The organism is Streptomyces griseochromogenes (genome assembly GCF_001542625.1).
GTDB lineage: Bacteria > Actinomycetota > Actinomycetes > Streptomycetales > Streptomycetaceae > Streptomyces > Streptomyces griseochromogenes.
Genome location: NZ_CP016279.1, coordinates 8,902,733 through 8,928,419, shown reverse-complemented (window position 1 = coordinate 8,928,419; position 25,687 = coordinate 8,902,733). Strand labels below are relative to the sequence as shown.

The following is a 25,687-nucleotide window of genomic DNA, read 5'->3' as shown; positions in this document are numbered from 1 at the left end:
CCTGCTGCCTTTCCCGAGTGTCCGCTCAAGTCTCTTCCCGAGGCTCTTTGAGGCTGCCCCTTGAATGGTCTCAGCCGATCGGCGTGGACGGGGGCAGCGGCGGCGGGGCCTGTACGGGCGGCGGCGGGATCACCGGCCGCCGGGAGTGTCGTACGGCGACCAGCGCCCCGGCCGTGACGACCAGCAGCAGGCCGCCACCGACGGTCAGCAGCCAGGCCGGGATCCCGGCCACCTCGCGCAGCAGGTCGTCGTAGATCACGTGCTGGACCGGTGTGTCGGCGGCGGCGCGCAGCAGCTCGTGGTCGCCGGAGATCCGGGCCGGTTCCGGGAACTGCTGGGTCAGGGCCGTGAGATACGGCGTGCCCGTGGCGAGCCTGCCGAGCGCGCCGGCCTGCTTGCCGAGCCGCCCGGCGAACACCACCTGGGGATCCGTTCCGCCGATCGTCGTGCGCGTCCGCATACGGTGCGCGGCGAGCACGTACAGACCGAGGGACTGGGGTGTGCGGGCCAGACGGGACAGCCGCATCGGGTAGACCGGCCGGTCATTGGCGAAGGTGAGGTGGATCGGGTCGAGGGCGCCGTGCAGTGTGGTCTGCGCGTTCTCGGGAGCCAGCCGGACGGCCACGTACTCCCAGCGGCGGTCGACGTACGGCTGCAGGGCGGTCTTCAGCCTGGCCGGGAGGGCGAAGCCGTGGCCGTGCAGCCAGGTGTCCAGTGCGCCCGGATCGGTCGCGGTCAGCCGGGCCACGTCGAACGGGCCGAGCCGCTGCCGGCCGACCACGCCGACGCCGCCGGCCGCCGGGGGTGCGGCGTCGCCGACCTCGTCGTGCCTTTCGAAGGGCCAGTCCCCGTTCTGCGGCCAGAAGTGGTACCGGGTGCGGAACACCGGGGCGATGGCCTTACCGAGCTGGTCGAACAGGGCCGGGTCGCCGAGGCGGACGGTGGCCCGGTGCGGCACCGGCATGATCCAGGCCGCGTGCCGGGCGTCTCCGTCGACCGTCAGCCGCATCACGATCTGTTCCTGGCGGCCGTCCCAGCGCAGCACGGACTGCTCGCTCGCCACGGAGATCTGCTGCGCGGCGTCCGGGATCATGGCGCCGCAGCCGCAGGCGTAGGCCGGCGCGATCAGCCAGCCGAGCTGAATGCCGAACAGGGCGAGGACGACTGCGAGTATGCGGGCGCGTTTCACGGGGCTACAGACGGCACGGATGCGGGAACGGTTCCGGTGGGGCCAAGCGCCCCGAAGGGGCGCGGGGAACTGCGCGACCGGCCACGGCGCAGGCGGTCCGGGGACGGCCCGCAGACCCACGGCGCCGTACCGCTACCGCTTCTCCACCGCCGGCGCCGAACCCGGCAACGGCCGTCCCGCCGACTCACTCATCCGCCACACCGCGAACCCACCCACGACAGCCGCGGCCATCATGTAATAGGCGGGCATCATCATGTTCCCGGTCACCCCGATCAGCGCCGTCACCACCAGCGGAGTCGTCCCGCCGAACAGCGACACCGACACGTTGAACCCGATCGACAGGGAGCCGTAGCGGACCCGGGTCGGGAAGAGAGCGGGCAGCGCGGCCGGCATGGCCGCCGTGAAGCAGACCAGGAGCAGCCCCAGCGCCCCCATGCCGAGCGCCACCGCCACCAGACTGCCGTTCCGGATCAGCAGCAGCGCCGGTACGGACAGGAACAGGAACCCCGCGCAGCCCGCGGCGATCACCGGACGGCGCCCGACCCGGTCGGTCAGCGCACCCGCGAACGGCTGCACGATCATCATCAGCGCCATCACACCGAGCACGACCAGCAGCCCGTGCGTCTCGTCGTACTTCAGCTCACTCGTCAGATAGCTCGGCATGTACGACAGCAGCATGTAGTCGGTGACGTTGAAGACCAGCACCAGGCCCATGCAGAGGAGCAGGGCCTTCCACTGCCCCGCCACCATCTCGCGCAGCGGCACCTTCGCCCGGGCCGCCTCCGCCTTTTCCGCCTCGGCCGCGAACGCCGGGGTCTCCTCCAGACGCATCCGCAGGTAGAGGCCGATGATGCCCATCGGGCCGGCGATCAGGAACGGGATCCGCCAGCCCCAGGAGAGCAGGTCGTCGGACGACAGCACGGCCGTCATCACCGTCACGAGGCCCGCGCCGCCGATGTAGCCGGCCAGCGTGCCGAACTCCAGCCAGCTTCCGAAGAAGCCGCGCCGCTTGTCCGGCGCGTACTCGGCGATGAACGTCGAGGCGCCCGCGTACTCGCCGCCGGTGGAGAAGCCCTGCACCAGGCGGGCGGCCAGGAGCAGCAGCGGCGCTCCGACGCCGATCGACGCGTAGGACGGGATCAGACCGATCGCGAAGGTGCCCGCCGCCATCATGATCATGGTGAGGGCGAGGATCTTCTGCCGGCCCACGCGGTCGCCCAGCGGGCCGAAGACCGTGCCGCCGAGGGGGCGCACCAGGAAGGCCGCGGCGAAGGCGCCGAACGTGGACAGCAGCTGCGCGGTCGGGTTGCCGGAGGGGAAGAAGACCTTGCCCAGGGTGACGGCGATGTAGCTGTAGACACCGAAGTCGAACCACTCCATGGCGTTGCCCAGCGCGGCCGCCTTCACGGCGCGCCGGACGAGCGCGGGATCGGTGACGGTGACACCGGCCGGGGCCTCGGCGGCCCGCGGGGTCTTCGGAAGCGGGGTGACGGCTGTGGCGGTCGCCAAAACGGGGCTCGCCTACCTTTCGACGGGGACGGGGAAACGGCCCGGACGGCGGCGGTGACGTGCGACGGGCAGAAAAACGACCATAGGGGTACTTCGCCCCACTACGCCGCGTACGCGTATCGATGCATGCTGCAGCTAAATGCGCTGTACGCAGGCACATGCCTCCGCTCCCGACTCCGCGGGCGGAGAGCGCATTGTGATCCTTGTCGCCCCCGGCCGGCGCAACCGGACCCCCCACGCACTATCGTCTTCCGGACAAAAGACGGACGGACGTCAGGTGAAGAGGGGGTTGCCTGCGTCTCTGTCCGGAGGGGGTGGGAGCCTCTTAGGGTTCTCAGCACGAACGAACGGGGCGGGAGGCCGACGAGGCGTGGCGAACGTGGAACACGGCGGGGGACCGACGGAAGCCTTCGGGGCGGCCGCGGCCGGAGCCCGTCTGAGAGCGGCCCGGCTCGCGCTGTGGGCGGTGGCCGCGATCCTCGCGGTACGGCAGATGACCGTCGTCCTCACCACCCCGAGCGGCGAACGCCTCACCGCCCTGGAGACCTGGGTCGGCCCCCACGGAGTCCTGCACGTCAAGGGCTCCCTGTACGACTCCACGAAGTTCACCGGCACGCCGTTCGGCGGGCTCGTGCTCAAGCCGCTCACCAGGTCCGCCGAGCAGGCGCTCGGCTGGGGCTGGACCTTCGGCACCCTGCTCCTGGTCGTCGCCCTCGGCCTGGTCGTCGCCCGCGCGCTGCCCCAGCCGGTCAGCCGCCGCACCTCGCTGCTGGCCGCTCCGGTCGCCATCAGCCTGCTCATGCTCTCGCTGCCGGTCCGCAACACCCTGTGGCTCGGCCAGACCAGCATCATCCCGGTCCTGCTGGTGCTGCTCGGCTGCTTCGCCGTACGGGGCGAGCGGACCAGCGGCCTGTGCGTGGGCCTGGCCGCCGCGCTCCAGCCGACCGTGCTGCTCTTCGTCCCGCTCCTGTGGTTCACCGGCCGCCGCCGGGCCGCCCTCAGCACGGCCGCCGCCTTCGCCGGGTGCACCGCCCTCGCCTGGGCCGCGATGCCGCACGACTCGTACACCTACTGGGTGCACCACATGGCCGGCGCCGGTCTCGGCGGCAAGGCCGACGACCTCGCCAACCAGTCCCTGCACGGCGCCCTGCTCCGCCTCGGCGTGTCCGGTCCGGTGGAGATAGCCCTCTTCCTGCTGCTGGGCGCGGCCGTCGCGGCCCTCGCCCTGCGCCGCGCCGTCCGCTACGCCCACGACGGCCAGCTGCTGCTCGCCGTCGCCCTCACCGGCTGTGCCGCCGTCGCCGTCTCCCCGACCACCTGGCAGCACCAGCTGCTGTGGGTGCTGCTCGCGGTGGTCGGCCGGGTCGGCAAGCGGGCCTCGGACCGCTACGTCTGGCCGGTCGCGGTGGTCCTCGTCACCACCCTCCCGGCGAAGATGATGCTGCCGAACATGGCGGCGCTGTACCCCCTGCGGGACAACATCGTGCTGCTCGCGGCCATCGTCGCCGCCACGGCCGTACCGTTCCTGTCCCGCACCTCGCCGTACTACCAGAAGCCCATCCCCACCGAGTACGCGCCGCCGGTCCCGGCCCGCTTCCGGAACATTCCGCTGCTGCCGTTCCTGCGCCGGGTGCTCACCCGCCCGAACCTGCTGCTGGAACTGCTGCTCATACGCGTCGTGTACGCCGCCTACCAGCAGGTGCGGCTGGCGGCGACCGGAGGCAGCAACTCCAAGGGCCGCGCCACCGCCGAACACCACGGCCACCTCGTCCTCGACCTCGAACGCTTCCTGCACATCGACATCGAGCACGCGGTCAACCACGCCGTGGTGAAGATCGACTGGCTGCGGAACTTCTTCGACTTCTACTACGAGTCCTTCCACTTCGTGGTCCCGCTGACGATCATGGGCGTCCTCTACTGGCGCCGCCCGGTCGACTACCGCTGGGCCCGCGCCTCCCTCGGCTTCGCCACCTTCCTCGCCCTGATCGGCTTCTGGCTCTTCCCGCTGGCCCCGCCGCGCCTGATGCCGACCCTCGGCATGATCGACACCGTCCACGGCGTCCAGGACTTCTCCAAGCCGGACTACGGCACCCTGACCGCGCTCACCAACCAGTACGCGGCGATGCCGTCCCTGCACTTCGGCTGGGCGCTGTGGTGCGGCATCGTGATCGCGGTCATCGCCCCGAAGTGGTGGATGAAGGCCCTCGGCCTGCTGCACCCCTTCTTCACCGTCTCGGCCATCGTCGCGACCGGCAACCACTGGGTGCTGGACGCGGTCGGCGGCGCGGTGGTGGTGGGCGCGGGCTTCGGGCTGTCGTATCTGCTGCAGGGGCCGCGGGCGCGGGTGGTCAGGGCGGCGGCCGTGAGCGGCGCCCCGGTGCCGGTGAAGGACGCGGCCCCCAGCTGATCACTCCGGCTGCCGGGCCAGCCGCTCTTGCAGTCGGGCGTGCCGGAATTGGTAGACCGGGCCGATGACACGCAGCAGGTTGCGGCGCCGGGCGTCCTCCAGGAAGGGGAGGAGCCGGACGGGAGTGCCCTCTGTTACGTGCAGGTGCAGCGCGGTGAGGGCCGTGGCCACGGCGACGTTGCTCACCGGTCCGGACAACAGGCCAGTCCACAGAGTGGCGACGAGAGCGATGCGGGCGGCCAAGCCGAATCCCACGTCCCAGGCCGCGACGGGTGCCAGAAGCAGGGCCATGGCCAACCCGACCCCGAGCCCGAGGGGCATGCGGAACCACAGGTGGTGCCGCCATGTCTCACGCGGGCCGATCGGCTTGCTGTCCGCCACCGGACGCGCGGCCTGGCGCATTCGGACGAACCGGGGACCGTGGCCGAAGTGGAAAGGGGTGCCCGCGGTGAGCCGGTGCCCGCGCCCGGCAGCCATGGCCCAGCCGAACCCGACCGGGAGCGCACTCGCGAAGCACAGCCACAGAGGCACGGGCGGCCCCACGAGCCACATGGCAAGCCAGAACATCGGCCCGGTCACCAGCCAGCCCGCCACACCCGCCGCGAGCGATGCCCGGGAAAGGATGTCCCGGCGGCCGGTACTGCCGAACCCACCCCTGGGCTCTGGCACGGTGACCGTCTGCTGGGCCATCTCGTCGAAGGGCTTACCCCCCCGGCATGGCTTCTTCGACCTCAACGTGCACACCTTATGGACGCTGCTCGCCGCGCGTCCGAGCCTGCTGCGTGCATCGTCCGCGGCCGGGCGGGCTCTACGCGAACGGCTGCCGGTGATGTTGGATGATGCCCAGTTGTCGCCGCAGGCTCGGCGGGAGCTGGAGGGCATCCGGTACGCAATCCACCTCGCTGAGGCGTGAAAGGGGACACCAGTGGGTGACCAGGACCTGGCGGACGTGGCCCACTTCCTGTGGGAGGCGGGCACGCTGAAGTCGGCACGCAGGACGGGCTGGTGGATGGCAGGCGTGCGGGATCCCGAGAGCGTCGCCGAGCATGCGTGGCGTACGTCGGTCATCGCCTCGGTCATCGCAACCCTTGAGGGTGCCGATGCCGCACGGGCCGCGCACTTGGCGGTATGGCATGACTCGCAGGAGACCCGCACCGGCGACGTGAACCATCTGGGGAAGAAGTACGCCGCCCCCGGCGACCCCGAAGCCGTGACCGAAGACCAGACGGCCGGGATGCCCGAGGTGCTACGCACCGCCGTGCGCGCCGTCGTTGCCGAGTACGAGGCCAAGGAGACGCCCGAGGCCATCTGCGCGCGCGACGCGGACAAGCTGCAGTGCATGTTGCAGGGCCTTGAGTACAAGGCGCAGGGGTACAGCTCGGCTCAGCGATGGATCGACAACAGCCGGGCCCGAATCGTCACCGAGTCCGGGCGCAGGCTGGCTGATGAGCTGCTGGCCCAAGAGCCCCTCGACTGGCTGCACGCGGTCATGCATGAGAAGAGCTGACCCAGTCACCATGCGAGCGGCGCCGTTCTCTCGAAGGAGAGGCGGGGCCGCGATCACGGGTGGGCGTGTCGTCCAAGCTCTTCCGGATGCCGTCCAGGCCGGCCAGGGGCTCGCAGGCGTGCGTCGGCCCTCAGGGCTGGATAACCGCCCACTCGATCGGGTCAGCGCCGTCGGGCGCGTACACGATGCGCTCGGGCTTCTTGCCACTCGGTACCGGGTAGGCGATCATCCCGGCTGCGCATCGGCCGGCCTTGACGGGTTTGTCCATGGGGAACTCCGGCTTCGGCATATCGCCGCCGGACAGGCCGGTCGACTCGATGCTCGTACCATCCGGATACGCCAGGGACCACGGCGTGGGGCTGACGCTGATGCTGGCGCCCCTGATGTTGCACACCTTGACGCTGGCTGTGGCCCAGATGTCGCCGCCCTGGAAGTCCTCTGGCTTCTGTGGCTGCGGGCCTTTGTACGGCTGCTGGTACTCGACGGCCCGGACGGTGATGTGCACGTCGTTCGCGTCGTCGTTGACGGACTTCTTCATGCCCATCTTCAGGACGCCGCTGCTGGTCTTCGCATCCTCGGTGCCCGGGGCGGCGGTCACGGTCTTCGTGACGGTGACGGTGGGCGATGGCTTGGCGCTGCCGCCGCTGCATGCGGTGGCAGTGGCGACGACGAGCAGGGCGCCGGTGAGCGCGGCTGTCCGGGTGTGCATGGTTCCCCCTGACGAACTGGTACTGAAGGGGCATCATGCACGTCGTGAGGGCGGTGTGTGGGCGCTGTGCTCGGGTCGTGATGTGAGTGGAGTGATCGGCGGCGGCAGCGGACTCCAACCGTCAACCGTGCCGCCATTACGAAGACTTCACTCCGTACCCTCGCCATCCGCGACTCCAAGACCCCGGCGGGACCGATCCTCACCATCGACCCCGCCACCTTCACCACCTTCGTGAACTGGGCGTCTACAGCCGCTGGATGATCGTCCCGGTAGCCAGCCCGCCGCCCGCGCACATGGTGATCAACGCGAACTCCTTGTCCGCGCGCTCCAGTTCGTGCAGAGCGGTGGTGATCAGGCGGGCGCCTGTCGCTCCCACCGGATGCCCCAGGGCAATCGCACCGCCGTTCACGTTGACCTTGTCCAGGTCCTGTTCGAAGACCCGGGCCCAGCTCAACACCACCGAAGCGAAAGCCTCGTTGATCTCGACCAGGTCGATGTCCTTCAGGGACATTCCGGCCTTGCCCAGCACCGCCTTGGTCGCGTCGATCGGTCCGTCGAGATGGAAGTGCGGGTCGGCGCCCACCAGCGCCTGGGCGACGATACGTGCCCGAGGCTTCAGCTTCAGGGCGCGAGCCATCCGTTTCGAGGCCCACATGATGGCCGCAGCGCCGTCCGAGATCTGCGACGAGTTGCCCGCCGTGTGAACCGCCGTCGGCATCACCGGCTTCAGCCTCGCCAGTGCCTCCATCGACGTGTCCCGCAGCCCCTCGTCCTTGTCGACAAGGCGCCACATGCCCTGCCCGGCGTGCTGCTCCTCCTCCGTGGTCGGGACCTGTACGGCGAAGGTCTCCCGCTTGAATCGTTCCTCCGCCCACGCGTGGGCCGCCCGCTCCTGCGAGATCAGTCCCAGCGAGTCCACGTTCTCCCTCGTCAGGCCCCGGTGCCGGGCGATCCGCTCGGCCGCCTCGAACTGATTGGGAAGGTCGACGTTCCACTCGTCGGGGAACGGCTTGCCGGGCCCGTGCTTCGAACCGGACCCCAGCGGCACCCGCGACATCGCCTCGACCCCGCAGCTTATGCCCACGTCGATGACACCGGCCGCGACCATGTTGGCCACCATGTGCGAAGCCTGCTGCGAGGAGCCGCACTGGCAGTCGACGGTCGTGGCGGCCGTCTCGTAGGGCAGACCCATGGTCAGCCAGGCCGTGCGCGCCGGGTTCATGGACTGCTCGCCGGCGTGGGTCACCGTGCCGCCGACGATCTGCTCTACCGCGTCGGCGGGGATGCCTGTGCGGCCGAGGAGTTCACGGTAGGTCTCGCCCAGCAGGTAGGCGGGGTGCAGATTGGCGAGCGCGCCGCCGCGCTTGCCGATGGGGGTGCGTACGGCTTCGACGATCACGGGTTCGGCGGCCATGGGTGCGGGTCCTCTCCGAGAGGGCTCTCCTCCAGAACTGGTACGCGTTCTAGTTCTTAGTGCAGTCTGCTGACGTGATGTCCATCACCGCAAGGGTCTTGCAGGTGCCGAACCCGTGATCTGTACAAACTCCGCACGGATCGGCGGTGCCGTACCTCTTGCCAGTTTTAGAACCCGTTACTACGTTCACGGGACTTGCTGATAGACCGTCAGATGGCTGGGAGTCGCCGATGCACTGCCCCGCGCTGCCCGACGGGTTCGACTTCACCGACCCCGACCTGCTGCACCACCGTGTGCCCCTCCCGGAGTTCGCCGAGCTGCGCCGCGCCGAGCCGGTCCGCTGGATCGCGCAGCCGCACGGGCTCGCGGGCTTCGCCGACGACGGCTACTGGGCCCTGACCCGGCACGCGGACGTCAAGTACGCCTCCACACACCCGGAACTCTTCTCCTCGTACCTCAACACCGCGATCATCCGCTTCAACGAGCACGTCCAGCGGGACGCGATCGACGCCCAGCGGTTCATCCTGCTGAACATGGATCCGCCGGAACACACGCGGGTGCGCCAGATCGTGCAGCGGGGCTTCACGCCACGGTCGATACGCGCCCTGGAGGAGCGGCTCCGGGCCCGCGCGGAGGCGATCGTCACCGCCGCCCGCGCCCGCTCGGGCCCCTTCGACTTCGTCACCGAGGTCGCCTGCGAACTGCCCCTGCAGGCCATCGCCGAGCTGATCGGCGTACCGCAGGAGGACCGGTCCAAGATCTTCGACTGGTCCAACAGGATGATCGCCTACGACGATCCCGAGTACGCGATCACCGAGGAGGTCGGCGCGCAGTCGGCCGCCGAGATCATCGCCTACGCCATGAACATGGCCGCCGAGCGGAAGCGGTGCCCGGCCCGTGACATCGTGACGACCCTGGTGGCGGCCGAGGACGAAGGCAACCTGAACTCCGACGAGTTCGGCTTCTTCGTGCTGATGCTGGCGGTGGCCGGGAACGAGACGACGCGCAATGCCATCACGCACGGGATGCACGCGTTCCTCACCCACCCCGAGCAGTGGGAGCTGTTCAAACGGGAGCGGCCACAGACGACCGCCGAGGAGATCGTGCGCTGGGCGACCCCGGTCAACGCCTTCCAGCGCACGGCCACCCAGGACACGGAACTGGGCGGCGCGCGGATCAGGAAGGGCGACCGCGTTGGCCTCTTCTACGCCTCCGCCAACCACGACCCCGAGGTCTTCGCGTCCCCCGACGCCTTCGACATCACCCGCGACCCCAACCCCCACCTGGGCTTCGGCGGCGGGGGACCGCACTACTGCCTGGGCAAGTCCCTCGCGATCCTGGAGATCGACCTGATCTTCAACGCGATCGCCGACGCCATGCCGTCCCTGCGTCTGGTCGGCGACCCGCGTCGGCTGCGCTCGGCCTGGATCAACGGCGTCAAGGAACTCCAGGTCACCACGGCCTGACCCACGATCGGGGGCCGACGATGCCCGGCACCGCCGGCCCACCCCGAGGGAGGCAGGAACACCCCTGTCCCTATGCCCGGTTCCTGCCTCCCCCGAGGTCCCCGCCCCTCACTCCCGCCCCGAGGCCACCATCGCCAGTACCCCCGACGCCGCCGCGGCGAGCAGCAGGGGGAGGGCCAGGCCGTGGTGGAGGACCAGCCAGGCGCCGAGGACGGCGCCCGTGAACATGGAGATCACCGCTGCCGTGCGGCGCGGGGAGCGGTGGCCTGTCCCGTCGCCGAGACGGGATTCGGAGGCGAGGGCCGTCAGGGTCATCGTCAGGACCGTGGTGGTCAGGTCGGCGATGCGCAGCTTGCGGACCGTCGCGTTGCGCAGGCCCAGCGCGATGGCGGTGAGGGCGATGAGGGCGTACCGGGTGCCGTTCGTCTCCGGCCAGACGAAGGCGACCGCGGCCGCGACGCCGACGAGGAGCGCCTCCGCCACCAGGGTCAGCCGGGTCCAGTCGCGGTGGGATCCGTCGCCGAAGCGGGTCGCCACGCGGCCGCCGGCCACCGCGCCCAGCAGGAAGCAGCCCAGTGAGGTCGCCGTGTGCGGGACCGAGAAGCCGGGGGCGCCGGCGGCGGCGAAGCCGAGGATCACCACGTTGCCGGTCATGTTGGCCGTGAAGACCCGGCCGAGGCCCAGATAGCTCACCGCGTCGATCAGTCCGCTGACCACCGTCAGCGCCAGGAGCACGACCACCAGCCGCACTCCGCGTGCCTCCGGGTCCGCCGTCGGTGTCGTCATCGTTCCTCCGGTCGGCCGGACGGACAGGGTGGTGCCAGGTCCACCGCGGGGACGGGGGACTCTCGGATGTCCCGGCGCATCCTGCGTCCGTAGCGTTCGGGACATGGCAGAAGACATGCGCACATCAGGTGAAATCACGCGCACACCCGAGGACATGCAGCCCGGTCGGCGTATCCGGAAGGCGGGTGTCGTGGCGGCCGTCGCACTGCTCGCCGCCGTCGCCGCCGTCGCCGCGGCACCGGCCGCCGTCGCCGGGGGCGGACAGCGGGGCGGGCACAGGGGAGAGGTGGTGTCCGTCGTTCCGGTCGCCCGGCACAGCCGCGCCGAGGTCGCCCGGGGACTGGAGAAGCTGGGCGTGGGCACCGGCTCGCTGCGCTACGGCGTCCGGGCCTACCGGGTGACGTACCGGACGGTGGACCCGCAGGGGCGGCCCACCACCGCGACCGGCCTGCTCACCCTGCCCGCCGGCGGCGGCCGCACCCTCGGCCTCGTCTCCGACAGCCACGGGACCATGGCCACCCGCGCCTACGCACCCTCGGTCTCGGAGGACGCGCGGGCGCAGTCGTATCTCTTCGCCTCGGCCGGACACGCCGTCGCCGCGCCCGACTATCTGGGGCTGGGGCAGGGGCCGGGCAGGCACCCCTACATGGACACGCGGTCGTCCGTGACCGCCTCCGTCGACATGCTGCGCGCGGCCCGGTCGGCGGCGCACCGGCTCGGCCGGACGCTCGACGGGAACCTCTACGCGACCGGCTTCTCACAGGGCGGGCAGGTCGCCATGGCCCTGGGGCGGGCGGTGCAGGAGGGTGACGCGCCCGGCTTCCGGCTGAAGGCGCTGGCACCGGTGGCCGGACCGTACGACCTGGAGGGCACGGAGGTGCCCGCACTCACCGACGGCCGGGTCAACGACACCAGCGGTGTGCTGTACATCTCGTACTTCCTCACCGCGCAGAACCGGCTGCACCCCATCTACAAAGACCCGGCGGAGGTGTTCCGGGCGCCCTACGCGGACCGTGTCGAGGGCCTCTTCGACGGGCTGCACGAGGAGGAGGACATCAGCAGGCAGCTCGCGCCCACTGTGCGGAAGCTGCTGACGGACGATTTCTACCGGAAGCTCACCCACCCGACGGGCGCCTTCCTTCAGGCGCTGCGCCAGGGCGACCACACCTGCGACTGGAAGCCGGATGTGCCGGTGCGGCTGTACGCGGGCGACAAGGACACGGACGTGCCGATCGGCAATGCCCGGACATGCGCGCGCACCCTCGCCCGTCAGGGTGCGAGGGTGCGCGTGCTCGATCAGGGGGACGTCGACCACGTGGGGTCGTACATCGCGGCCCTGCCGAAGATCGCTCGGTGGTTCGGCGGCGAAGCGGCTTAGTACCAGCCGTTGGCCTGCCAGAAGCTCCAGGCCTTCACCGGGCTGCCGTAGCGGGAGTTCATGTAGTCCAGACCCCACTTGATCTGGGTGGCCGGGTTGGTCTTCCAGTCGGAGCCGGCCGTGGCCATCTTCGAGCCGGGCAGGGCCTGGACCAGGCCGTAGGCGCCGGAGGAGCTGTTGGTGGCGCTGGCGTTCCAGCCGCTCTCATGCTCGACGATCTTGCTGAACGCGTTGAACTGCGCGGCGTCCGGAATCATCTTGTGCGCGACCGCCTGAGCGGAGGAGGCCTGGGTCGTGGCGGCCTGGGCGGGCGCCGCGGCCATTGCCATACCGGCGGTGGCGGCGGCCACGGCGACGGCGGTGAGGGCCTTCTTCGGGGAAGCGATGCGGCGGATGAAAGAGACGGACACGGAGTACCTCTTGCGTCGGGGACAGGGGATCGCCCGTATGTCCGGGCCGCGCTCGATGCGTGGCCCCATACGTCGGCGCCGCGACCCGTTCGGGCTCGTGGCGCCTGGCGACGTCCTCAACAGAACCAGGCTCGGGGCGGGTCCGCAATGACCCCTTTTACTAGTTGTGACCGGATCAGCCGCAAAGGCCGTTTGTGTGGCGTGCGTCTCAATGTGCAGGTCAGGCGGGGTGCATGAAGGGGCATATCGGGCATTCAGTGCAACGATCCCGGATCGTAGGTGAGCTGGGTCATGTGGGGTGCTTCACCGCTTCCCTCACGACACGCTTACGGCCCCTCACGCAGCGGGTGCGTCGAATGTGACCGCGGTCTCGAAAGCGGCGCGCCGGGTGGCCCGGCGGAGCGCGCGGAGCAGCGCCGGGCCGAGGGCCAGGGTCAGCACGACCGTGCAGACCGCCCGGCCCAGGTCCCAGCCCATGGAGGTGGCCAGGCAGTAGGTGGCGAAGCGGCCCAGGTTCGCGGGGACCGTCGCGTGCGGGTCGAAGGCGATGTTCGAGGTCAGGGCGCCCATGAAGGGCCAGCCGGCCAGGTTCATGACCGTGCCGTAGGCGAAGGCCGCGAGAAAGCCGTAGACGGCGAGCAGCAGAAGCTCGCCCCGGCCGCGCAGCCGGGCCTGGCCAGGGAGCAGCCCGGCGCCCATCGTGAACCAGCCCATCGCCAGCATCTGGAACGGCATCCAGGGGCCGACCCCGCCCGTGAGCAGCGCGGACGCGAACATCGTCACCGAGCCGAGGACGAAGCCGAAGCCGGGGCCGAGCACCCGTCCGCTGAGCACCAGCAGGAAGAACATCGGCTCGATCCCGGCCGTGCCCGCGCCGATCGGGCGCAGGGCCGCCCCGGTCGCGGCCAGCACGCCCAGCATGGCGACGGCCTTCGGGCCCAGACCGGACTCGGAGATCGTCGCCGCCACGACCGCGACCAGCAGCACCAGCAGGGCCGCGAACAGCCACGGCGCGTCCTCGGCGTGCGCGCTGATCTCGGAGGCGGGCGGGGCGAGGAAGGGCCAGCAGAAGGCGACCACACCCACCGCGCTGACCAGCACCAGCGCGGCAATGGAACGGGGACCGAGGCGGATGGCCCGGACCCGGGCCTGCGCGGCGGTCATGCCAGGGCCTCCCGGACCGCGCTCACCGTCAGCCACTGCTGCGGGGCCAGGATCTTGGTGACCTGCGGGGCGAAGGACGGCGAGGAGACCACGATCTCGGCCGTCGGACCGTCGGCGATCACCTCGCCGTCGGCGAGCAGCACCACCCGGTGCGCGATCTCGGCGGCCAGCTCCACGTCATGCGTGGCCAGCACGATCGCATGGCCCTCGGCGGCCAGCGCGCGCAGCACCGTGACCAGACGGGCCTTGGCCGCGTAGTCCAGGCCGCGGGTCGGCTCGTCGAGCAGGAGCAGCGGCGGGCGGGCGGTCAGGACGACCGCCAGGGCGAGCGTCAGACGCTGGCCCTCGGAGAGGTCACGCGGGTGTGTGTCGTCCGTGATGCCCGGCAGCAGCTCGGACACCAGGGCCCGGCAGGTGCCGGGCTCGGCTCCCGCGTCCCGGTCGGCGGCCGCGCACTCGGCGGCCACCGTGTCCGCGTACAGCAGGTCGCGCGGCTCCTGCGGGACGAGACCGACCCGGCGCACGAGGTCCCGGGGCGGGGTGCGGTGCGGGACGGCGCCGCCGACGCGGACCGTGCCGGCGGTCGGCTCCACCAGCCCGACCAGCGACCCGAGCAGTGTGGACTTTCCGGCGCCGTTGCGGCCCATCAGTGCGATGGTCTCGCCGGGGGTCACGGTCAGGTCGACGTGGCGGAGGGCGGTGATCCGGCTTCGGCGGACGGCCAGGGCGTGGATCTCGGCGATGTGCGGGGGTGCGGTGGGGGTGGGGGCGGAGGGTGCGGAACGCCGGAACAGGCGGCGCCGGGGTGAAGGTATCGGGGTGCTGGTGCTGGGCGCGGGTGGGGTCGCTTGCCCGCGCCGGCCACGATTGCCCGCAGCCGCGTCGGCCAGGCGTTCGCGTAGTTCGGTTGCGCGGCGGCGGGCGTCGCGGACGGTCAGGGGCAGTGGGGACCAGCCCGCCAGGCGGCCCAGGTCCACCACCGGTGGGTACACCGGCGAGACGGCCATCACCTCGGCCGGGTCGCCGAACAGCGGAGCGGCGCCGGGAGCGGGCAGCAGGACGACCCGGTCGGCGTACTGGATCACGCGTTCCAGGCGGTGCTCGGCCAGCAGCACCGTCGTGCCGAGGTCGTGGACCAGGCGCTGCAGCACGGCCAGGACCTCCTCCGCCGCGGCCGGGTCGAGCGCCGAGGTCGGCTCGTCCAGCACCAGCACCCGAGGGTGCGGGGTGAGGACCGAACCGATCGCGACCCGCTGCCGCTGCCCGCCGGAGAGCGTGGCGATGGGGCGGTCCCTCAGGTCGGCGAGGCCCAACAGGTCCAGGGTCTCCTCCACCCGGCGCCGCATCACCTCCGGGGCGAGCCCCAACGACTCCATGCCGTAGGCGAGTTCGTCCTCCACCGTGTCCGTCACGAAGTGCGCGAGCGGGTCCTGGCCCACCGTGCCGACCACGTCGGCGAGTTCGCGCGGCTTGTGGGTACGGGTGTCCCGGCCGGCCACCGTGACCCGGCCGCGCAAGGTGCCGCCGGTGAAGTGCGGGACCAGCCCGCTGACCGCGCCCAGCACGGTCGACTTGCCGACCCCGGACGGGCCCACGAGCAGCACGAGTTCGCCCTCGGGGACCTCGAAGTCCACGCCCTGGACGGCCGGTTCGGCCGCGCCCTCATAGGTGACGCCGACCTCCTCGAAGCGGATCACGACGGCTCCTTGGGGTCTCGGGGGGCCTTGGGGTCTTTGGGTACGACGAAGGAGGGCAGCAGCGCGAGCAGCACGGCCGCGGCCGGCCAGAGGGGCAGGGAAGGGGCCACCAGGGGGACCACTCCCGGGTTCAGCGCGCCCGGATCGCGCACGGAGGCGAGCGTGAGCAGCGCGGCGACGGCGGCGCCCGAGCCCGCGACGAGCCAGGCGCGCACGCCCCAGGGCTCCGGGCGGTACCGGGTGCGCGAGGCGCGGCGGCCGCCCAGGCGCAGGCCCGCGAGCGCGGCGGCTACCCCGGCGCACAGCACCGGCAGCCCGTAGGTGCCGCCCTCCGCGGTGAGCAGCCCGTACGTCCCCGCGCACACGCCGAGCAGACCGCCCAGCGTGAGCGCGCTCGTCGTACGGCGCACGGAGGCGGGGACCTCGGCGGTCCGGCCGTACCCCCGTGCGTCCATCGCGGCGGCGAGGGCGACCGAACGCTCCAGCGCGCCCTCCAGCACCGGCAGTCCCACCTGCAGCAGGCCCCGCACCCCCCGGTCCGGGCGGCCGCGCAGCCGGCGGGCGGCGCGCAACCGCTGGACGTCGGCGATGAGATGGGGCGCGAAGGTGAGCGCGACGACGACGGCCACGCCCGCCTCGTACAGGGCGCCGGGCAGGGACTTCAGGAGTCGGGCCGGGCTGGCGAGGGCGTTCGCGGCGCCGACGCAGATGAGCAGGGCGGCCAGCCGCAGGCCGTTGTACCCGGAGAAGAGGAGCGCTTCCGCGGTGACCTCGCCGCCCAGGCGGATGCCCTGTGCCCAGTGGGGGAGGGGGACTTCGGGGAGGGTGAACAGGGTGTGGGTGCCGGGGATGGGGGAGCCGAGGACGACCGTGAAGGCGAGGCGGATGAGGAGGACGGCGGCGGCGAGTCTGGCGAAGGCGGTGTAGGAGCGGGACCAGGGGGCGGCGGAGCGGTGGGTGGCCACGACGTAGCCGGCGGCGGCTATGAGGAGGGTGAGGAGGAGGGGGTTGGTGGTCCGGGTGGCCGCTGTGCCGAGGCCGAGGGACCAGAGCCACCAGGCACCGGGGTGGAGCGGCTCGCGGCGTTGGCGCCGGCCGGGGGTCGGCATCGCTCGCCCGCGCCGGCGGGGTGCCTCCCCCATGGGGTGCGCTGTACGGCCGCGGCGACTGCGACTCCCCAGGAGCGCGGGGAACTGCGCGACCAGCCACCGCGGACCCGCAGTCGGACGACGGTCCGAGGGCCAACGGCGCTCCGGCTCACCACCGCTACGCATTCCCGCGCCGCCGCGACTGCCACACCGCCGCGACCGCCAGGAGTACGACCACGCCCACACCGATCGGCAGCCCCAGCGAAGGACCACCGTCAGACTCCTTCTTCTGCGCCCCCTTCTTCGCCGTGCCGTCGGCAGACTCTCCGCACCCCTTGCGCGGATACCCGGAGATCGCACACAGCAGGGCGTTCGTGTCGTAGCGCAGGGGATCCGCCACCTTCGCCAGCGCCTCGGCCGTCGTCGCGTCGGGGGCGACGCGGGCACAGGCCGTGCGGCGGGTGGGCGGTGTCTCGCCGGACGGCGCGTCCGCTTCCGTGCCGGGGTCGATGACGAGAGCCACCCGCTTCGTACCCGGCTTCGCGGGCGTCCCCGCACAGATCGTGGCGAAGTCCGCCGTGCCGCGCGGCCGGCTCGCGTCCGCGGAGTCCTCGCTCACCGCGAAGCGGAAGCCCTGGACGGCACCGTCGTCGGGCCGGGCGGTCGAGGGGCCCTCGGTGGCGTACGTCCAGCGGCCGCCGTCCCGCTCCCAGAACGACCAGTAGCGGTAAGCGGCGGCCTGCGCCTGCGCGGCACCGGCCACGAGGACGAACGCGGCGACGAGCAGGGCAGCGGCACGGCGGACGGCGCTCACGGCTGCTGCCGCTTCCGGCGGCCGCTGAGCAGGAAGCCGATGCCGATGCCGGCGACCAGGCCCACGCCGACGATCCACCAGACCTTCGTCCCCGAGTCGTGCTTGCCCTGCTTCGCCTCGGAATGCGTCGCCTTCGCCGTCTGCGTCGCCGGTCCCGTCGCGTCGAGCGCCCGGACCAGGTCCGTACCGCCGAAGTCGTGCGGGTCCGCGCCGATCGCGTGCGCGGCGAAGATCAGCTCGGCGTAGGCGGCCGGACCGCTCTGCTCGGCCCAGTTCCCCGCGTTCTTCTCCAGCCATGCGTACGACTTCTTCGCCTGCGCAGTCGAACCGGTCGCGGCGAGTGCGACGACCGCGTCCGCGGTGTTGCCGTAGTCGGGCTGGTCCTTGGCGCCCGCCAGGGAGGACGTGAGGTGGCCGGTCTTGGCGAGGGTGCGGGCGAGGTACGCGGAGGCGTTGTCCGCCAGCTGCGCCGGGGTGGGCTTGCCGGAGGCCGTACAGGCGGGCGCCTTGTCGCGGGCCTTGCCGGGCTCGATCACGAAACCCTTGCCGAGCGCGCCCAGCACCCCGGCCGCCGTCGCGTCCGCGTTGGCGGCCAACTTGCCCTTCTTGTCCGGCTGGTAGGCGAACGCGCCGCCGCCGTCCGCCGAGCAGGGGATGGACAACTCGGACAGCGCTTCGAGCGGGGTCTTGCCCTCGGAACGCAGCGCGGTGACGTTCTCACCGGCTACGGAGAGCGCGCCGATGACGTCGGCGGTGTGGTTGGTGTCGCTGGGCTGTTCGATGGAGAAGCCGAAGCCGCCGTCCTTGTTCTGCATCCCCTTCAGCCAGCCCACCGCCCTGTGGACCTCGCCGTCGTGCTCGCCGAGCGCCTGCAGTGCCTGGATGGCGGCGGCCGTGGCGTCGATGTCGGCCTGGGCGCCGTCCTTGCCCAGGCAGGGCTTGGACGGGTCCGCGCGGAAGGCCGGGAAGAATCCGTCGTCGCACTGCTGCCCGACCAGCCAGTTGATGGCCGAGGCGGAGGGACGCTCGCCGAGCGTGTGCTGCGCGAGCAGGGCGAACGACTGGCGCCACACCCCGTCGTACGTCGGGTCGCCCTTGCCGAACAGTCCGGACGGGACGGCCACCTTCGGGGAGGGGGACGGGCCTGCGGCCGTGGCGGGTGCGGCGGCGGCCAGCACGCCTATGGCGGCGAGAGCCGCGGCACTGCGGCGGACGTTCATGGTCGGCGACTGCCTCTCCCTGTGGGGAACCGGCAGCGCACGGGAACCCCCGGGCGGCTCGGCTCCGTAAACCTCGACGGTGCCGTGCGCGACGGGCCGCCGCGCACGCGAGCCGGTCAACGTCCGTACGGGGCGGTCCGGCTCACCGCCCGGGGGACGGTTCACGGCTGCGGGTCAGCGCCGGAATTGCACCGGCTTCCCCCTGTACGGGTGTGATGACGACCCGCTCACTTTACCGGCAGCCGTGCGCGGGCCGAGGGGTGGCTGTGGGCACACGGGAGCGGTGACTAGGGTCACGGTCATGACGGTGACGGGGAGACTGCTGGGATCGGGCCGTTCGGCCGATGTGTACGAGATCGACGAAGGCTGGGTGCTGCGCCGGGACCGCGACGGCTGGGGGGACGCGGCCGCCGAGGGGGCCGTGATGGAGCACGTACGGCGGCACGGGTATCCGGTGCCCCGGGTGCGGCCCTCAGGCTCGCGCACCGACCTGGTGATGGAGCGGCTGGAGGGGCCGACGATGCTGGGCGCGCTGGCCGAGGGCCGGATCGGCGCGGCGGAAGGGGGCACGCTGCTGGCCGGGCTGCTGCGGCGGCTGCATGCCGTACCGGGCCGGGACGCGGCCGCGCCGGACGCGCGAGTGCTCCACCTCGACCTGCATCCGGACAACGTGATGCTGACCTCGGACGGGCCCCGGGTCATCGACTGGTCGAACACCGAGGACGGGGAACCGGCCCTCGACTGGGGCATGTCCGCGGTGATCCTCGCCCAGGTGGCCGTCGTCGGCGAACCGCTCGCCGACGGGGCCCTCGCCATGCTGACGGCCCTGCTCGCCGACTCCTGCGGCCTCACCGACGACGGACTGACCGAGGCCCTGCGCCGCCGGGCGGCCAATCCGACGATGAGCCGCCGCGAGATCGACGCCCTGGGCGACGCGGAGCGGCTGATCCGGACGGTGGGCCGGCTTTCTTGAGTCAGGCGGCCCGGGTTTCCTGTGAGGTGACGGTGACGTCCAGGTAGTCCGCCATCCGGTGCAGTGCGCGGGCGCACTCGGGTGGGTCCTCGCCCTCGGTCACCCAGTGCGCGAGCCGGTCTGCGGGGCCCGCGTGCCAGGCCGCGGTGACCTGGTCGCCGGTCTGCCGGGTGAGGACCATGCGCTCGGCGGACGGTTCGTACGCGACGGCGGGGTCGAGGTCCAGCCGGGTCAGACGGCCGGTCGTGGCCGGGTAGGCGAACTGGATCGCGGCCGCCCGCTGCCGGGTCGGGGCCACGTCCGGAAGCCGGCCGGTGGCCAGGGCCGCGGCGGCCCGCGCCAGATCGACACCGGTGGCCCGCTCGACCAGCAGCGGGATCAGATCGCCGGGCAGGTGCGGGACGACGTCGGTGACGCGGGGGCCGCGGGCGGTGAGCCGCAGGCCGATGTGCGCGACGGTGTGCGCGAGACCCAGCGCCGTGACGGTCCGCTCCACCGTCTGCCGCAGGAACGGGTTGTGCAGCAGCCCGTCGTGGGCGTGCACGGCATGCCGCAGCGGCTGCCGGGCGGGCGGCGGACCCGGGGTCGTACGGGTGAGCGCGGCGATGCGGACCTCGTCGTCGAGGACGACGGCCTCGGCGGAGACGAGCGGTCCCTCGGTGTCGTCCCGGCCCGCAGGCGCGACCCCGTGCCGCGCCAGCAGCGACTGTGACGCCGCCGGATCGGCGCAGGCGGCGGCCGTCTCCCGAGGGATGCCGGGCAGCCCCAGCCGTGCGGCGATCCGTGCGGCGGCGGGCAGTCGCGCCCTGGTCCAGGTCAGCACGCCGACCACCCCGAGCCGGGCCGCCTGCCGCGCCACCGCCTCCGCCGCGTCCGGCTCCTGCCCGGGGTCGGCCGCGATATGGCCCGCCAGGTAGGGAAGCGCCCAGCCGGGCGGGGCGGTGCCCGCCAGTACCACCGGGTGGGCCGCCGCGATCCGCGCCAGTGCGAACTCGCCGTACGCGGCGCACCGGCCGACCCCGAGAAGAAGAACGGGATGCGGCATGGTCGCCTCACCTCCGTGGGGATAAGGCGGACAGAGGAACGCCCCGGATGCTGCTCCCCCATAGGCAGCACCCGAGGCGGGTCGATCTTGCTCTCTGTGCCTAGATCCTCACCCACCGCGCCCTCAACTGTCAACGATTACTGCCTAATTCAGCAGGCGTCCTTGTCACATCTGGTCGGGGCACGAGTGACCGGGTAGCCTCGCGTCAGCTCAGCACCGAACGGACGACACGCCCAGGGGGGGGACCGCGGTGAGTGACGTCTATGCCCCGCTGGCCGCTGCGCTGGAGCGGTTGGGGGAGTTGACCGGCCGACCCGGCCGGCTGCCGGAGGTCCTGGATGTGGCGGACCTCTCCCATCGCACCGGCATTCCCGTAGGTGTCGTCGTCGAGCTGCTCTCGGGCGGCCGGGCACCTGAGGCGTGCCTCGCCGAACGGGTGCGGCAGCGGCTGGACTTCATCAGGGAGACCCGGCGCCGCCCCGACGGCAAGCGGTACTCGCTGGACGAGCTGGCCAGGATCGCCGGAACCAGCCGGCAGTGGCTGAGCGAGTGGCGCAAGAGCGGCATGCCGAGCCTCGAACACGCCGACCGGCTGCGCAGGTTCTTCGGTCTGTCGGCGGGCTTCTTCGCCGCGGACGAACCGGAGGCGCTCCACGAGGCGTTGCAGCCCGTCCTGCAGGGCCTGGAGGCGGAGGCGGACCCGCTGCTGCGGCTGCGCGAGTGCGGACTGGTCCGGCTGGCCGCGCGCGCCCCGCAGATGAACGCCCGTCAGCTGGCCACCCTCGCCGACCTGGTGGAGATGATCATCACGTCGGAGCAGGTCGACAGCCACGCGGGGCGGCAGAGCGTCCGGCGCGCCTGACCCGGTACCCGTGGGCGCGCCCGGTGTGGAGCCGCTGAGTCGTCCAGCCGTTCAGTCGGCGAAGGTGTAGGGGTCCAGGGCGTCGACCGGGAGGTGCTCCATGAGCATGCGTTCGCCGACGCCCGTCTCCGCCGCCAGCTGGATCAGGACGTCCAGGGCCACATGGTCCTCCAGCGCGTAACCGGTGGAGTCGAAGACCGTCATCCGGTGCCGGTACGGCGCCCAGCGTTCGGGGTGCGAGCACACGGCCGACAGCCGGGGCCCGATCTCGGGCTCGGACAGCTGCTGGCACTCGCCTTCGTGCCGTGCCTGGTCCAGATGGTCGGGTACGACGAGTGCCTCGCGCAGCAGTGGGAGGGGCAGCTCGGTCTTGCCGACGAAGTCGGCCCCGATCGCGTTGATGTGCACATGGGGCTGGATTCCGTCGGCGGACAGCACGGGGCCCGCCCCGACCGCGACGGTGGTAGCGGTGCAGATGATGTCGGCCGAGGCGACCAGCTCCGCGGGATCGGCCGGGCGCACCTCCAGGTCCAGGAAGCGCACGCGGTCCGCGAAGGAGGCCGCGTGGCCCGGCTCGATGTCGTGGACGAGGATCTTCTCCAGAGGGAAGACCCTGCTCAGGGCGTGGGCCTGGGTCACCGCCTGGGCGCCCGCCCCCACCAGCCCCAGCACCCGGCTCTCCGGCAGCGCCAGCATCCGGCTGGCCACGGCGGAGGCCGCGCCCGTGCGCACCGCGGTGAGCAGCCGCGCGTCGCAGACCGCGGTCAGCCGCCCCGTCTCGTCGTCGAAGCGGGTGAGTGTTCCGTTGATGACGGGTAAGTACTGACGCTTCGTCGTGCGGGTGGGCGTGTAGGAGACCGTCTTGAGGGTCATGCAGTCGCCGGGTATGTGGTACGGCATCCACTCGATCGCTCCGGTGTCCCCGGGGCAGCGGCTGAAGCCGGCCCGGGCGGGTGCGGCGCCCTTGCCCTTTTCGGCCAGGGCCCGGTGCAGTCGGTCGATGACCAGATCGGCGAAGAGGTCACGGCCGCAGAGCTCGACTATCTTCCCGACGTGACGTTGCGTCAGAACCAGGGCGTCCATGTTCTTCCTTCCGGAGCTCGGGCGCGCAGCCCACAGCCCTGAGTGGGGCGAGCGGGGAATCGGTCAGCCTTGCAGAGCACCTGTACGCCGGCTGATCCGAGACCGTGGGGAAGGCGGAGGCGGAGGGCGGCAGGCGATGGGCACGGGCCGTAAGCGGCGTTGAGGGCCTGAAGTCCCATCGGCACGGGCGAACCGCCATCGCAGGTGTTCGGTGATCCTGCTACCGCCGCTCTTCGATTGTCAAGATCTTCTGCATTGGTATGCAGATAGAGCCCACGCTCTGGTTGTCTGGAAGATGACCGGATACCCTCACGTCTGCTTCAGCATCACAACGGACGACGCCCCCCGGAGAACACTCGGTGGCTCACGACGACGCATATGCCAGACTGGCCGAAACCCTGAGGGCCCTGGCCTTCGTGGCCGGGCAGCCGGAACGACTCACGGCGGTCGAGGCCGTGGATGTCGCCGCGTTGTCCCAGCAGACGGGCATCGAACCGCAGGTCGTCACCGCCCTCCTGGAGGGCGGCCGCGCGGAGGAGACCTCGGTGCCCGAGCGGGTGCGCGGGCGGCTGGATTTCCTCCGTGCGCACTATCTGCGCAAGGACGGCAAGCCGTACTCCCAGCAGGAGCTCGCCGCCATCGCGGGCGTCACCCGGCAAACGCTCAGCGAGTGGTACAAGAGGGGCCTGCCCGGACTGGAGGCGGCCGAACGGCTGCGTCAGTTCTTCAATCTCACCCCGGGGTTCTTCACCACGGACGAGCCGACCGCCCTCAACCTCGCTCTCGCCCCGGTGCTGCTGGAGCTGGAGCGCAAGTCGGACCCGCTCGGACCACTGCGGACCCAGGCGATGTACCGCCTGGCGCGGCGGGCCCCGAGCATGCCGGACGGGGCGCTGGAGGGTCTCCTGTACTGGGCGGAGAGAATCACCCGCCCACAGGACGAAGCCAATGAAGTGGCGTAGCGGCGCAATCTGAGAGCGCTCTACGGGAGGTCGGGCCCAAGTGGCGTGCGAGTGTGCCGTTTTGGCCATTCGTCAAGCCTTGGATCACCCTGTTTCCGTGTTACATCCCATTCCTCCCGTGCTCGGTTAAACACTGAGGGTGGCTGAAGCGTCAGGGGCTTGGCATATTTGCGACGACACGTGACCGCCACGCCACGTTGAGCTGCGGACCGGCCCGACCGCGGCTCCTTCCACTTCAGTCGAGGGCCAACGGGGAGAATGGTGCGTACGACCAGGAAGATGCGTCGGCTTGCCGACGCGCTCATCGAACCTCTCAGGGTTCCGATTCCCGCGGATCCGGGTGAGCTGCTCCAAGCTCTGGTCGAATCGGCATCGCAGTGGCGAGGGCGTCCGATCGTGGTGCACATGGCCAATTTCCCGGCGCCGCACACCGCCACCACGGGGCTGTGGATCGAACGCGACACGCGCGACGACATCATCATCGAGGCGGGCGCCCCGCCCTGGATGAAACTGGTGATCCTGGGCCACGAGTTGTGGCACATGGCCGACAACGACTCGTCGTCGCTCGTCGCGCACTCCGAGAATCCCTTTCCCCTGGCGGACGGCGAAGGATCCCAGCCGACCGCCGCACGCACCCGGTTCCTGGAAATCGCCGAGCAGCGGGCCGACCTGTTCGGAATGCTGATCGGCGACAGACTGCGGCCCTGGCTGAAAGCCTCTCCCGATTCCGTCTACGCGGCGCAGACCGCCACCACGAATGACCTCGCCGGACGCATCGGGGCGGCTCTCAATTACCGCGGGACCAACAGATGAGCGACTTGATCAACTATATGAGTTGCGGAATTCTGTGGCTGGGCCTGCTCGCCAAAATACCCGACCTCGTACGGCAACGACGCGATCCGTTTCTGCTCGCCATCAGCAGCGTTCTGGCCTTTGCCTCGCTGTGTTTCCTGTTCGGCGCACCCAGCACGGTCGGATTCATCAACTCCGTCAGCGGCGTGCCGAACCTGGCGGCCCCCCTGACCTACGCGGCCATCACGGCCTACAGCGCCGCCTCCCTGGTCCTCATCGTGTACTGGCGCGGCGGCCCGGAAACGGCCCGGACCGCCCGGCGCTGGATCCTCGGGTACGCGGGTGTCCTCGGCGCCATCGGCGTCATGTTCGCCCTGGGGCACGCGTCGGTGGAACGCCGGACGGACTTCGACACCTACTACGCCACCACGCCGTACACCGCCGAGATGATCGTCCTGTATCTCGTCGCCCACCTCACGGCCGTCGTGGTCGCCGCGTACCGGTCCCTGGGCTGGGCCCGGCACGTGAAGGGCCACCTGCGCGCCGGGCTGCTGATGATGGGGATGGGCACCGTCCTCGGCGCCGGTTACAGCGCGTCCAAGATCGTGGCCGTGGTCGCCCGCTGGTACGGACACGACTGGTCCCGGCTCGGTACGACGATCTCGCCGGCCTGCGCCGGCCTCGGCGCGACGCTGACCGTCGCGGGCACCGTGATCCCGCTGGCCGGCCCCTATCTGGCGGACCGTGCCGGGTGCTGGCGCGCCTACGCGCGGCTCGGCCCGCTGGACCGGGAACTGACGGAAGTGCTGACCCGTGAGAGCCTGCGTGCTCCGCGGCCCTTCTGGCCCTCGGGCACCCGATGGCTGACCTGGCGTCAGACCGCCATCTACAACGGCCTGTACTACCTGGAGCGCTATTTCGACCAAGGGCTCTACCGGGAAACGTATTTCGACCAGCTGCACACGGCGGGCGACGCGCAGCGGGCGGAGGCCGTCGCGTGGGCAGCCGCCATCACCGCCGCGACACAGGCGGCGAGCGAAAGGGAAAACGGGTTCACGGCCGCCGGTGAAACCGGTCCGCTGCCGGATCGACCCGACCTTCCGGTGCTCCTTTGCATCGCCGACGCGCTGGCCGACTGCGAGGGCATGGTGGCCCTGAGTCTCCACGAGGGCGCCGCCCCGGCCGAATCGGTATGAGACCGACGCTCACCCC

Annotated in this window: 25 protein-coding genes and 1 riboswitch; of the genes, 11 read left to right on the top strand and 14 right to left on the bottom strand. The window is 71.4% G+C overall.

The window, feature by feature from the left end; all coding sequences use genetic code 11:
- Nucleotides 1–70 precede the first annotated feature (70 nt).
- Together AVL59_RS38815 and AVL59_RS38810 are read right to left on the bottom strand one after the other, a co-directional pair.
- Complete coding sequence (locus tag AVL59_RS38815; protein WP_237281792.1) at nucleotides 71–1,189, bottom strand: DUF2330 domain-containing protein; 1,119 nt, start codon at nucleotides 1,187–1,189, stop codon at nucleotides 71–73.
- 132 nt (nucleotides 1,190–1,321) lie between these two features.
- Nucleotides 1,322–2,698: an MFS transporter gene (locus tag AVL59_RS38810; RefSeq protein WP_067313974.1), complete on the bottom strand. Its 1,377-nt coding sequence runs from the start codon at nucleotides 2,696–2,698 to the stop codon at nucleotides 1,322–1,324.
- 370 nt (nucleotides 2,699–3,068) lie between these two features.
- On the opposite strand from AVL59_RS38810, the gene AVL59_RS38805 reads away from it, so the two are divergent.
- On the top strand, nucleotides 3,069–5,105 hold the full coding sequence (locus AVL59_RS38805) for a bifunctional glycosyltransferase 87/phosphatase PAP2 family protein (protein WP_067313972.1): 2,037 nt from the start codon (nucleotides 3,069–3,071) through the stop codon (nucleotides 5,103–5,105).
- Here AVL59_RS38805 and AVL59_RS49910 read toward each other — a convergent pair whose 3' ends face one another.
- On the bottom strand, nucleotides 5,106–5,636 hold the full coding sequence (locus AVL59_RS49910) for a hypothetical protein (protein WP_162494768.1): 531 nt from the start codon (nucleotides 5,634–5,636) through the stop codon (nucleotides 5,106–5,108). It abuts the gene before it with no gap.
- A 19-nt stretch (nucleotides 5,637–5,655) separates the two neighbouring features.
- Here AVL59_RS49910 and AVL59_RS38795 point away from each other — a divergent pair, with 19 nt between their 5' ends.
- Both AVL59_RS38795 and AVL59_RS38790 read left to right on the top strand, forming a co-directional pair.
- The gene (locus AVL59_RS38795) at nucleotides 5,656–6,018 is read left to right on the top strand and encodes a hypothetical protein (protein ID WP_237281791.1); all 363 of its coding nucleotides are present in this window, start codon (nucleotides 5,656–5,658) and stop codon (nucleotides 6,016–6,018) included.
- A 12-nt stretch (nucleotides 6,019–6,030) separates the two neighbouring features.
- The gene (locus AVL59_RS38790) at nucleotides 6,031–6,612 is read left to right on the top strand and encodes an HD domain-containing protein (RefSeq protein WP_067313966.1); all 582 of its coding nucleotides are present in this window, start codon (nucleotides 6,031–6,033) and stop codon (nucleotides 6,610–6,612) included.
- Between the two features lie 130 nt (nucleotides 6,613–6,742).
- Here the strand turns inward: AVL59_RS38790 and AVL59_RS38785 are convergent, their stop codons facing one another.
- Nucleotides 6,743–7,321 (bottom strand): DUF4352 domain-containing protein, encoded by a 579-nt coding sequence (locus AVL59_RS38785; protein ID WP_079147204.1) that lies wholly within the window; start codon nucleotides 7,319–7,321, stop codon nucleotides 6,743–6,745.
- Between the two features lie 135 nt (nucleotides 7,322–7,456).
- Between AVL59_RS38785 and AVL59_RS49905 the strand changes: the two genes are divergently transcribed.
- Nucleotides 7,457–7,582, top strand: coding sequence for a DUF397 domain-containing protein (locus AVL59_RS49905; protein ID WP_079147491.1), 126 nt, complete (start codon nucleotides 7,457–7,459; stop codon nucleotides 7,580–7,582).
- On the opposite strand, the gene AVL59_RS38780 is transcribed toward AVL59_RS49905, so the two are convergent.
- A complete protein-coding gene (locus AVL59_RS38780) occupies nucleotides 7,566–8,735 on the bottom strand; it encodes a steroid 3-ketoacyl-CoA thiolase (protein ID WP_067313964.1) in 1,170 nt (389 codons plus the stop codon). The genes AVL59_RS49905 and AVL59_RS38780 overlap by 17 nt on opposite strands.
- 230 nt (nucleotides 8,736–8,965) lie before the next feature.
- On the opposite strand from AVL59_RS38780, the gene AVL59_RS38775 reads away from it, so the two are divergent.
- Nucleotides 8,966–10,201 (top strand): cytochrome P450, encoded by a 1,236-nt coding sequence (locus AVL59_RS38775; protein ID WP_067313962.1) that lies wholly within the window; start codon nucleotides 8,966–8,968, stop codon nucleotides 10,199–10,201.
- Between the two features lie 108 nt (nucleotides 10,202–10,309).
- On the opposite strand, the gene AVL59_RS38770 is transcribed toward AVL59_RS38775, so the two are convergent.
- Entirely contained in the window at nucleotides 10,310–10,987 is a 678-nt protein-coding gene (locus AVL59_RS38770; protein ID WP_067313961.1) for a YoaK family protein, read from the bottom strand.
- 115 nt (nucleotides 10,988–11,102) lie between these two features.
- Here AVL59_RS38770 and AVL59_RS38765 point away from each other — a divergent pair, with 115 nt between their 5' ends.
- Entirely contained in the window at nucleotides 11,103–12,365 is a 1,263-nt protein-coding gene (locus AVL59_RS38765; protein ID WP_067313959.1) for an alpha/beta hydrolase family protein, read from the top strand.
- On the opposite strand, the gene AVL59_RS38760 is transcribed toward AVL59_RS38765, so the two are convergent.
- The 6 genes from AVL59_RS38760 to AVL59_RS38735 all read right to left on the bottom strand — a co-directional run bounded on the left by AVL59_RS38760 (nucleotide 12,362) and on the right by AVL59_RS38735 (nucleotide 18,758).
- On the bottom strand, nucleotides 12,362–12,775 hold the full coding sequence (locus AVL59_RS38760; RefSeq protein WP_067318261.1) for an aggregation-promoting factor C-terminal-like domain-containing protein: 414 nt from the start codon (nucleotides 12,773–12,775) through the stop codon (nucleotides 12,362–12,364). The two genes, AVL59_RS38765 and AVL59_RS38760, sit on opposite strands and share 4 nt — an antisense overlap.
- A 336-nt stretch (nucleotides 12,776–13,111) precedes the next feature.
- On the bottom strand, nucleotides 13,112–13,939 hold the full coding sequence (locus tag AVL59_RS38755; protein ID WP_067313957.1) for an ECF transporter S component: 828 nt from the start codon (nucleotides 13,937–13,939) through the stop codon (nucleotides 13,112–13,114).
- Nucleotides 13,936–15,636, bottom strand: coding sequence for an ABC transporter ATP-binding protein (locus tag AVL59_RS38750; protein WP_067313955.1), 1,701 nt, complete (start codon nucleotides 15,634–15,636; stop codon nucleotides 13,936–13,938). The genes AVL59_RS38755 and AVL59_RS38750 overlap by 4 nt, the downstream gene beginning before the upstream one ends.
- Nucleotides 15,633–16,745 carry an energy-coupling factor transporter transmembrane component T gene (locus AVL59_RS38745; RefSeq protein WP_067313953.1) on the bottom strand — a complete coding sequence of 371 codons (1,113 nt, stop codon included), beginning with the start codon at nucleotides 16,743–16,745 and terminating at the stop codon, nucleotides 15,633–15,635. The genes AVL59_RS38750 and AVL59_RS38745 overlap by 4 nt, the downstream gene beginning before the upstream one ends.
- Before the next feature lie 157 nt (nucleotides 16,746–16,902).
- Nucleotides 16,903–17,538 carry an SCO2322 family protein gene (locus tag AVL59_RS38740; protein WP_067313951.1) on the bottom strand — a complete coding sequence of 212 codons (636 nt, stop codon included), beginning with the start codon at nucleotides 17,536–17,538 and terminating at the stop codon, nucleotides 16,903–16,905.
- Nucleotides 17,535–18,758 (bottom strand): prenyltransferase/squalene oxidase repeat-containing protein, encoded by a 1,224-nt coding sequence (locus AVL59_RS38735; RefSeq protein ID WP_067313942.1) that lies wholly within the window; start codon nucleotides 18,756–18,758, stop codon nucleotides 17,535–17,537. Before AVL59_RS38735 ends, AVL59_RS38740 begins: the two co-directional genes overlap by 4 nt.
- Nucleotides 18,759–18,871: 113 nt before the next feature.
- A riboswitch (cobalamin riboswitch) is annotated at nucleotides 18,872–19,007 on the bottom strand.
- 52 nt (nucleotides 19,008–19,059) lie between these two features.
- On the opposite strand from AVL59_RS38735, the gene AVL59_RS38730 reads away from it, so the two are divergent.
- The gene (locus AVL59_RS38730) at nucleotides 19,060–19,731 is read left to right on the top strand and encodes a phosphotransferase (protein WP_067313940.1); all 672 of its coding nucleotides are present in this window, start codon (nucleotides 19,060–19,062) and stop codon (nucleotides 19,729–19,731) included.
- 1 nt (nucleotide 19,732) lies between these two features.
- On the opposite strand, the gene AVL59_RS51050 is transcribed toward AVL59_RS38730, so the two are convergent.
- Complete coding sequence (locus tag AVL59_RS51050) at nucleotides 19,733–20,776, bottom strand: ATP-grasp domain-containing protein (protein WP_067313939.1); 1,044 nt, start codon at nucleotides 20,774–20,776, stop codon at nucleotides 19,733–19,735.
- A gap of 250 nt (nucleotides 20,777–21,026) precedes the next feature.
- Between AVL59_RS51050 and AVL59_RS38720 the strand changes: the two genes are divergently transcribed.
- Nucleotides 21,027–21,638: a helix-turn-helix domain-containing protein gene (locus tag AVL59_RS38720; RefSeq protein ID WP_067313937.1), complete on the top strand. Its 612-nt coding sequence runs from the start codon at nucleotides 21,027–21,029 to the stop codon at nucleotides 21,636–21,638.
- 51 nt (nucleotides 21,639–21,689) lie between these two features.
- Here the strand turns inward: AVL59_RS38720 and AVL59_RS38715 are convergent, their stop codons facing one another.
- The gene (locus tag AVL59_RS38715) at nucleotides 21,690–22,721 is read right to left on the bottom strand and encodes an ornithine cyclodeaminase family protein (protein ID WP_067313935.1); all 1,032 of its coding nucleotides are present in this window, start codon (nucleotides 22,719–22,721) and stop codon (nucleotides 21,690–21,692) included.
- A 359-nt stretch (nucleotides 22,722–23,080) separates the two neighbouring features.
- On the opposite strand from AVL59_RS38715, the gene AVL59_RS38710 reads away from it, so the two are divergent.
- The 3 genes from AVL59_RS38710 (at nucleotide 23,081) to AVL59_RS38700 (ending at nucleotide 25,671) form a co-directional block, all read left to right on the top strand.
- The gene (locus AVL59_RS38710; protein WP_067313934.1) at nucleotides 23,081–23,683 is read left to right on the top strand and encodes a helix-turn-helix transcriptional regulator; all 603 of its coding nucleotides are present in this window, start codon (nucleotides 23,081–23,083) and stop codon (nucleotides 23,681–23,683) included.
- A gap of 279 nt (nucleotides 23,684–23,962) precedes the next feature.
- On the top strand, nucleotides 23,963–24,496 hold the full coding sequence (locus tag AVL59_RS38705) for a toxin (protein ID WP_237281790.1): 534 nt from the start codon (nucleotides 23,963–23,965) through the stop codon (nucleotides 24,494–24,496).
- Nucleotides 24,493–25,671, top strand: coding sequence for an MAB_1171c family putative transporter (locus tag AVL59_RS38700; protein WP_159400189.1), 1,179 nt, complete (start codon nucleotides 24,493–24,495; stop codon nucleotides 25,669–25,671). Before AVL59_RS38705 ends, AVL59_RS38700 begins: the two co-directional genes overlap by 4 nt.
- The last annotated feature ends 16 nt before the right edge of the window (nucleotides 25,672–25,687 follow it).

What these genes read in the sequence shown, in the direction of transcription:
- AVL59_RS38715 (WP_067313935.1), bottom strand. Translation starts at nt 22,721, where the DNA reads ATGGACGCCCTGGTTCTGACGCAACGTCACGTCGGGAAGATAGTCGAG.
- AVL59_RS38745 (WP_067313953.1), bottom strand. Translation starts at nt 16,745, where the DNA reads ATGCCGACCCCCGGCCGGCGCCAACGCCGCGAGCCGCTCCACCCCGGT.
- AVL59_RS38735 (WP_067313942.1), bottom strand. Translation starts at nt 18,758, where the DNA reads ATGAACGTCCGCCGCAGTGCCGCGGCTCTCGCCGCCATAGGCGTGCTG.
- AVL59_RS38700 (WP_159400189.1), top strand. Translation starts at nt 24,493, where the DNA reads ATGAGCGACTTGATCAACTATATGAGTTGCGGAATTCTGTGGCTGGGC.
- AVL59_RS38730 (WP_067313940.1), top strand. Translation starts at nt 19,060, where the DNA reads ATGACGGTGACGGGGAGACTGCTGGGATCGGGCCGTTCGGCCGATGTG.
- AVL59_RS38755 (WP_067313957.1), bottom strand. Translation starts at nt 13,939, where the DNA reads ATGACCGCCGCGCAGGCCCGGGTCCGGGCCATCCGCCTCGGTCCCCGT.
- AVL59_RS38705 (WP_237281790.1), top strand. Translation starts at nt 23,963, where the DNA reads ATGCGTCGGCTTGCCGACGCGCTCATCGAACCTCTCAGGGTTCCGATT.
- AVL59_RS38765 (WP_067313959.1), top strand. Translation starts at nt 11,103, where the DNA reads ATGCGCACATCAGGTGAAATCACGCGCACACCCGAGGACATGCAGCCC.
- AVL59_RS38785 (WP_079147204.1), bottom strand. Translation starts at nt 7,321, where the DNA reads ATGCACACCCGGACAGCCGCGCTCACCGGCGCCCTGCTCGTCGTCGCC.
- AVL59_RS51050 (WP_067313939.1), bottom strand. Translation starts at nt 20,776, where the DNA reads ATGCCGCATCCCGTTCTTCTTCTCGGGGTCGGCCGGTGCGCCGCGTAC.
- AVL59_RS38775 (WP_067313962.1), top strand. Translation starts at nt 8,966, where the DNA reads ATGCACTGCCCCGCGCTGCCCGACGGGTTCGACTTCACCGACCCCGAC.
- AVL59_RS38795 (WP_237281791.1), top strand. Translation starts at nt 5,656, where the DNA reads ATGGCAAGCCAGAACATCGGCCCGGTCACCAGCCAGCCCGCCACACCC.
- AVL59_RS38780 (WP_067313964.1), bottom strand. Translation starts at nt 8,735, where the DNA reads ATGGCCGCCGAACCCGTGATCGTCGAAGCCGTACGCACCCCCATCGGC.
- AVL59_RS38770 (WP_067313961.1), bottom strand. Translation starts at nt 10,987, where the DNA reads ATGACGACACCGACGGCGGACCCGGAGGCACGCGGAGTGCGGCTGGTG.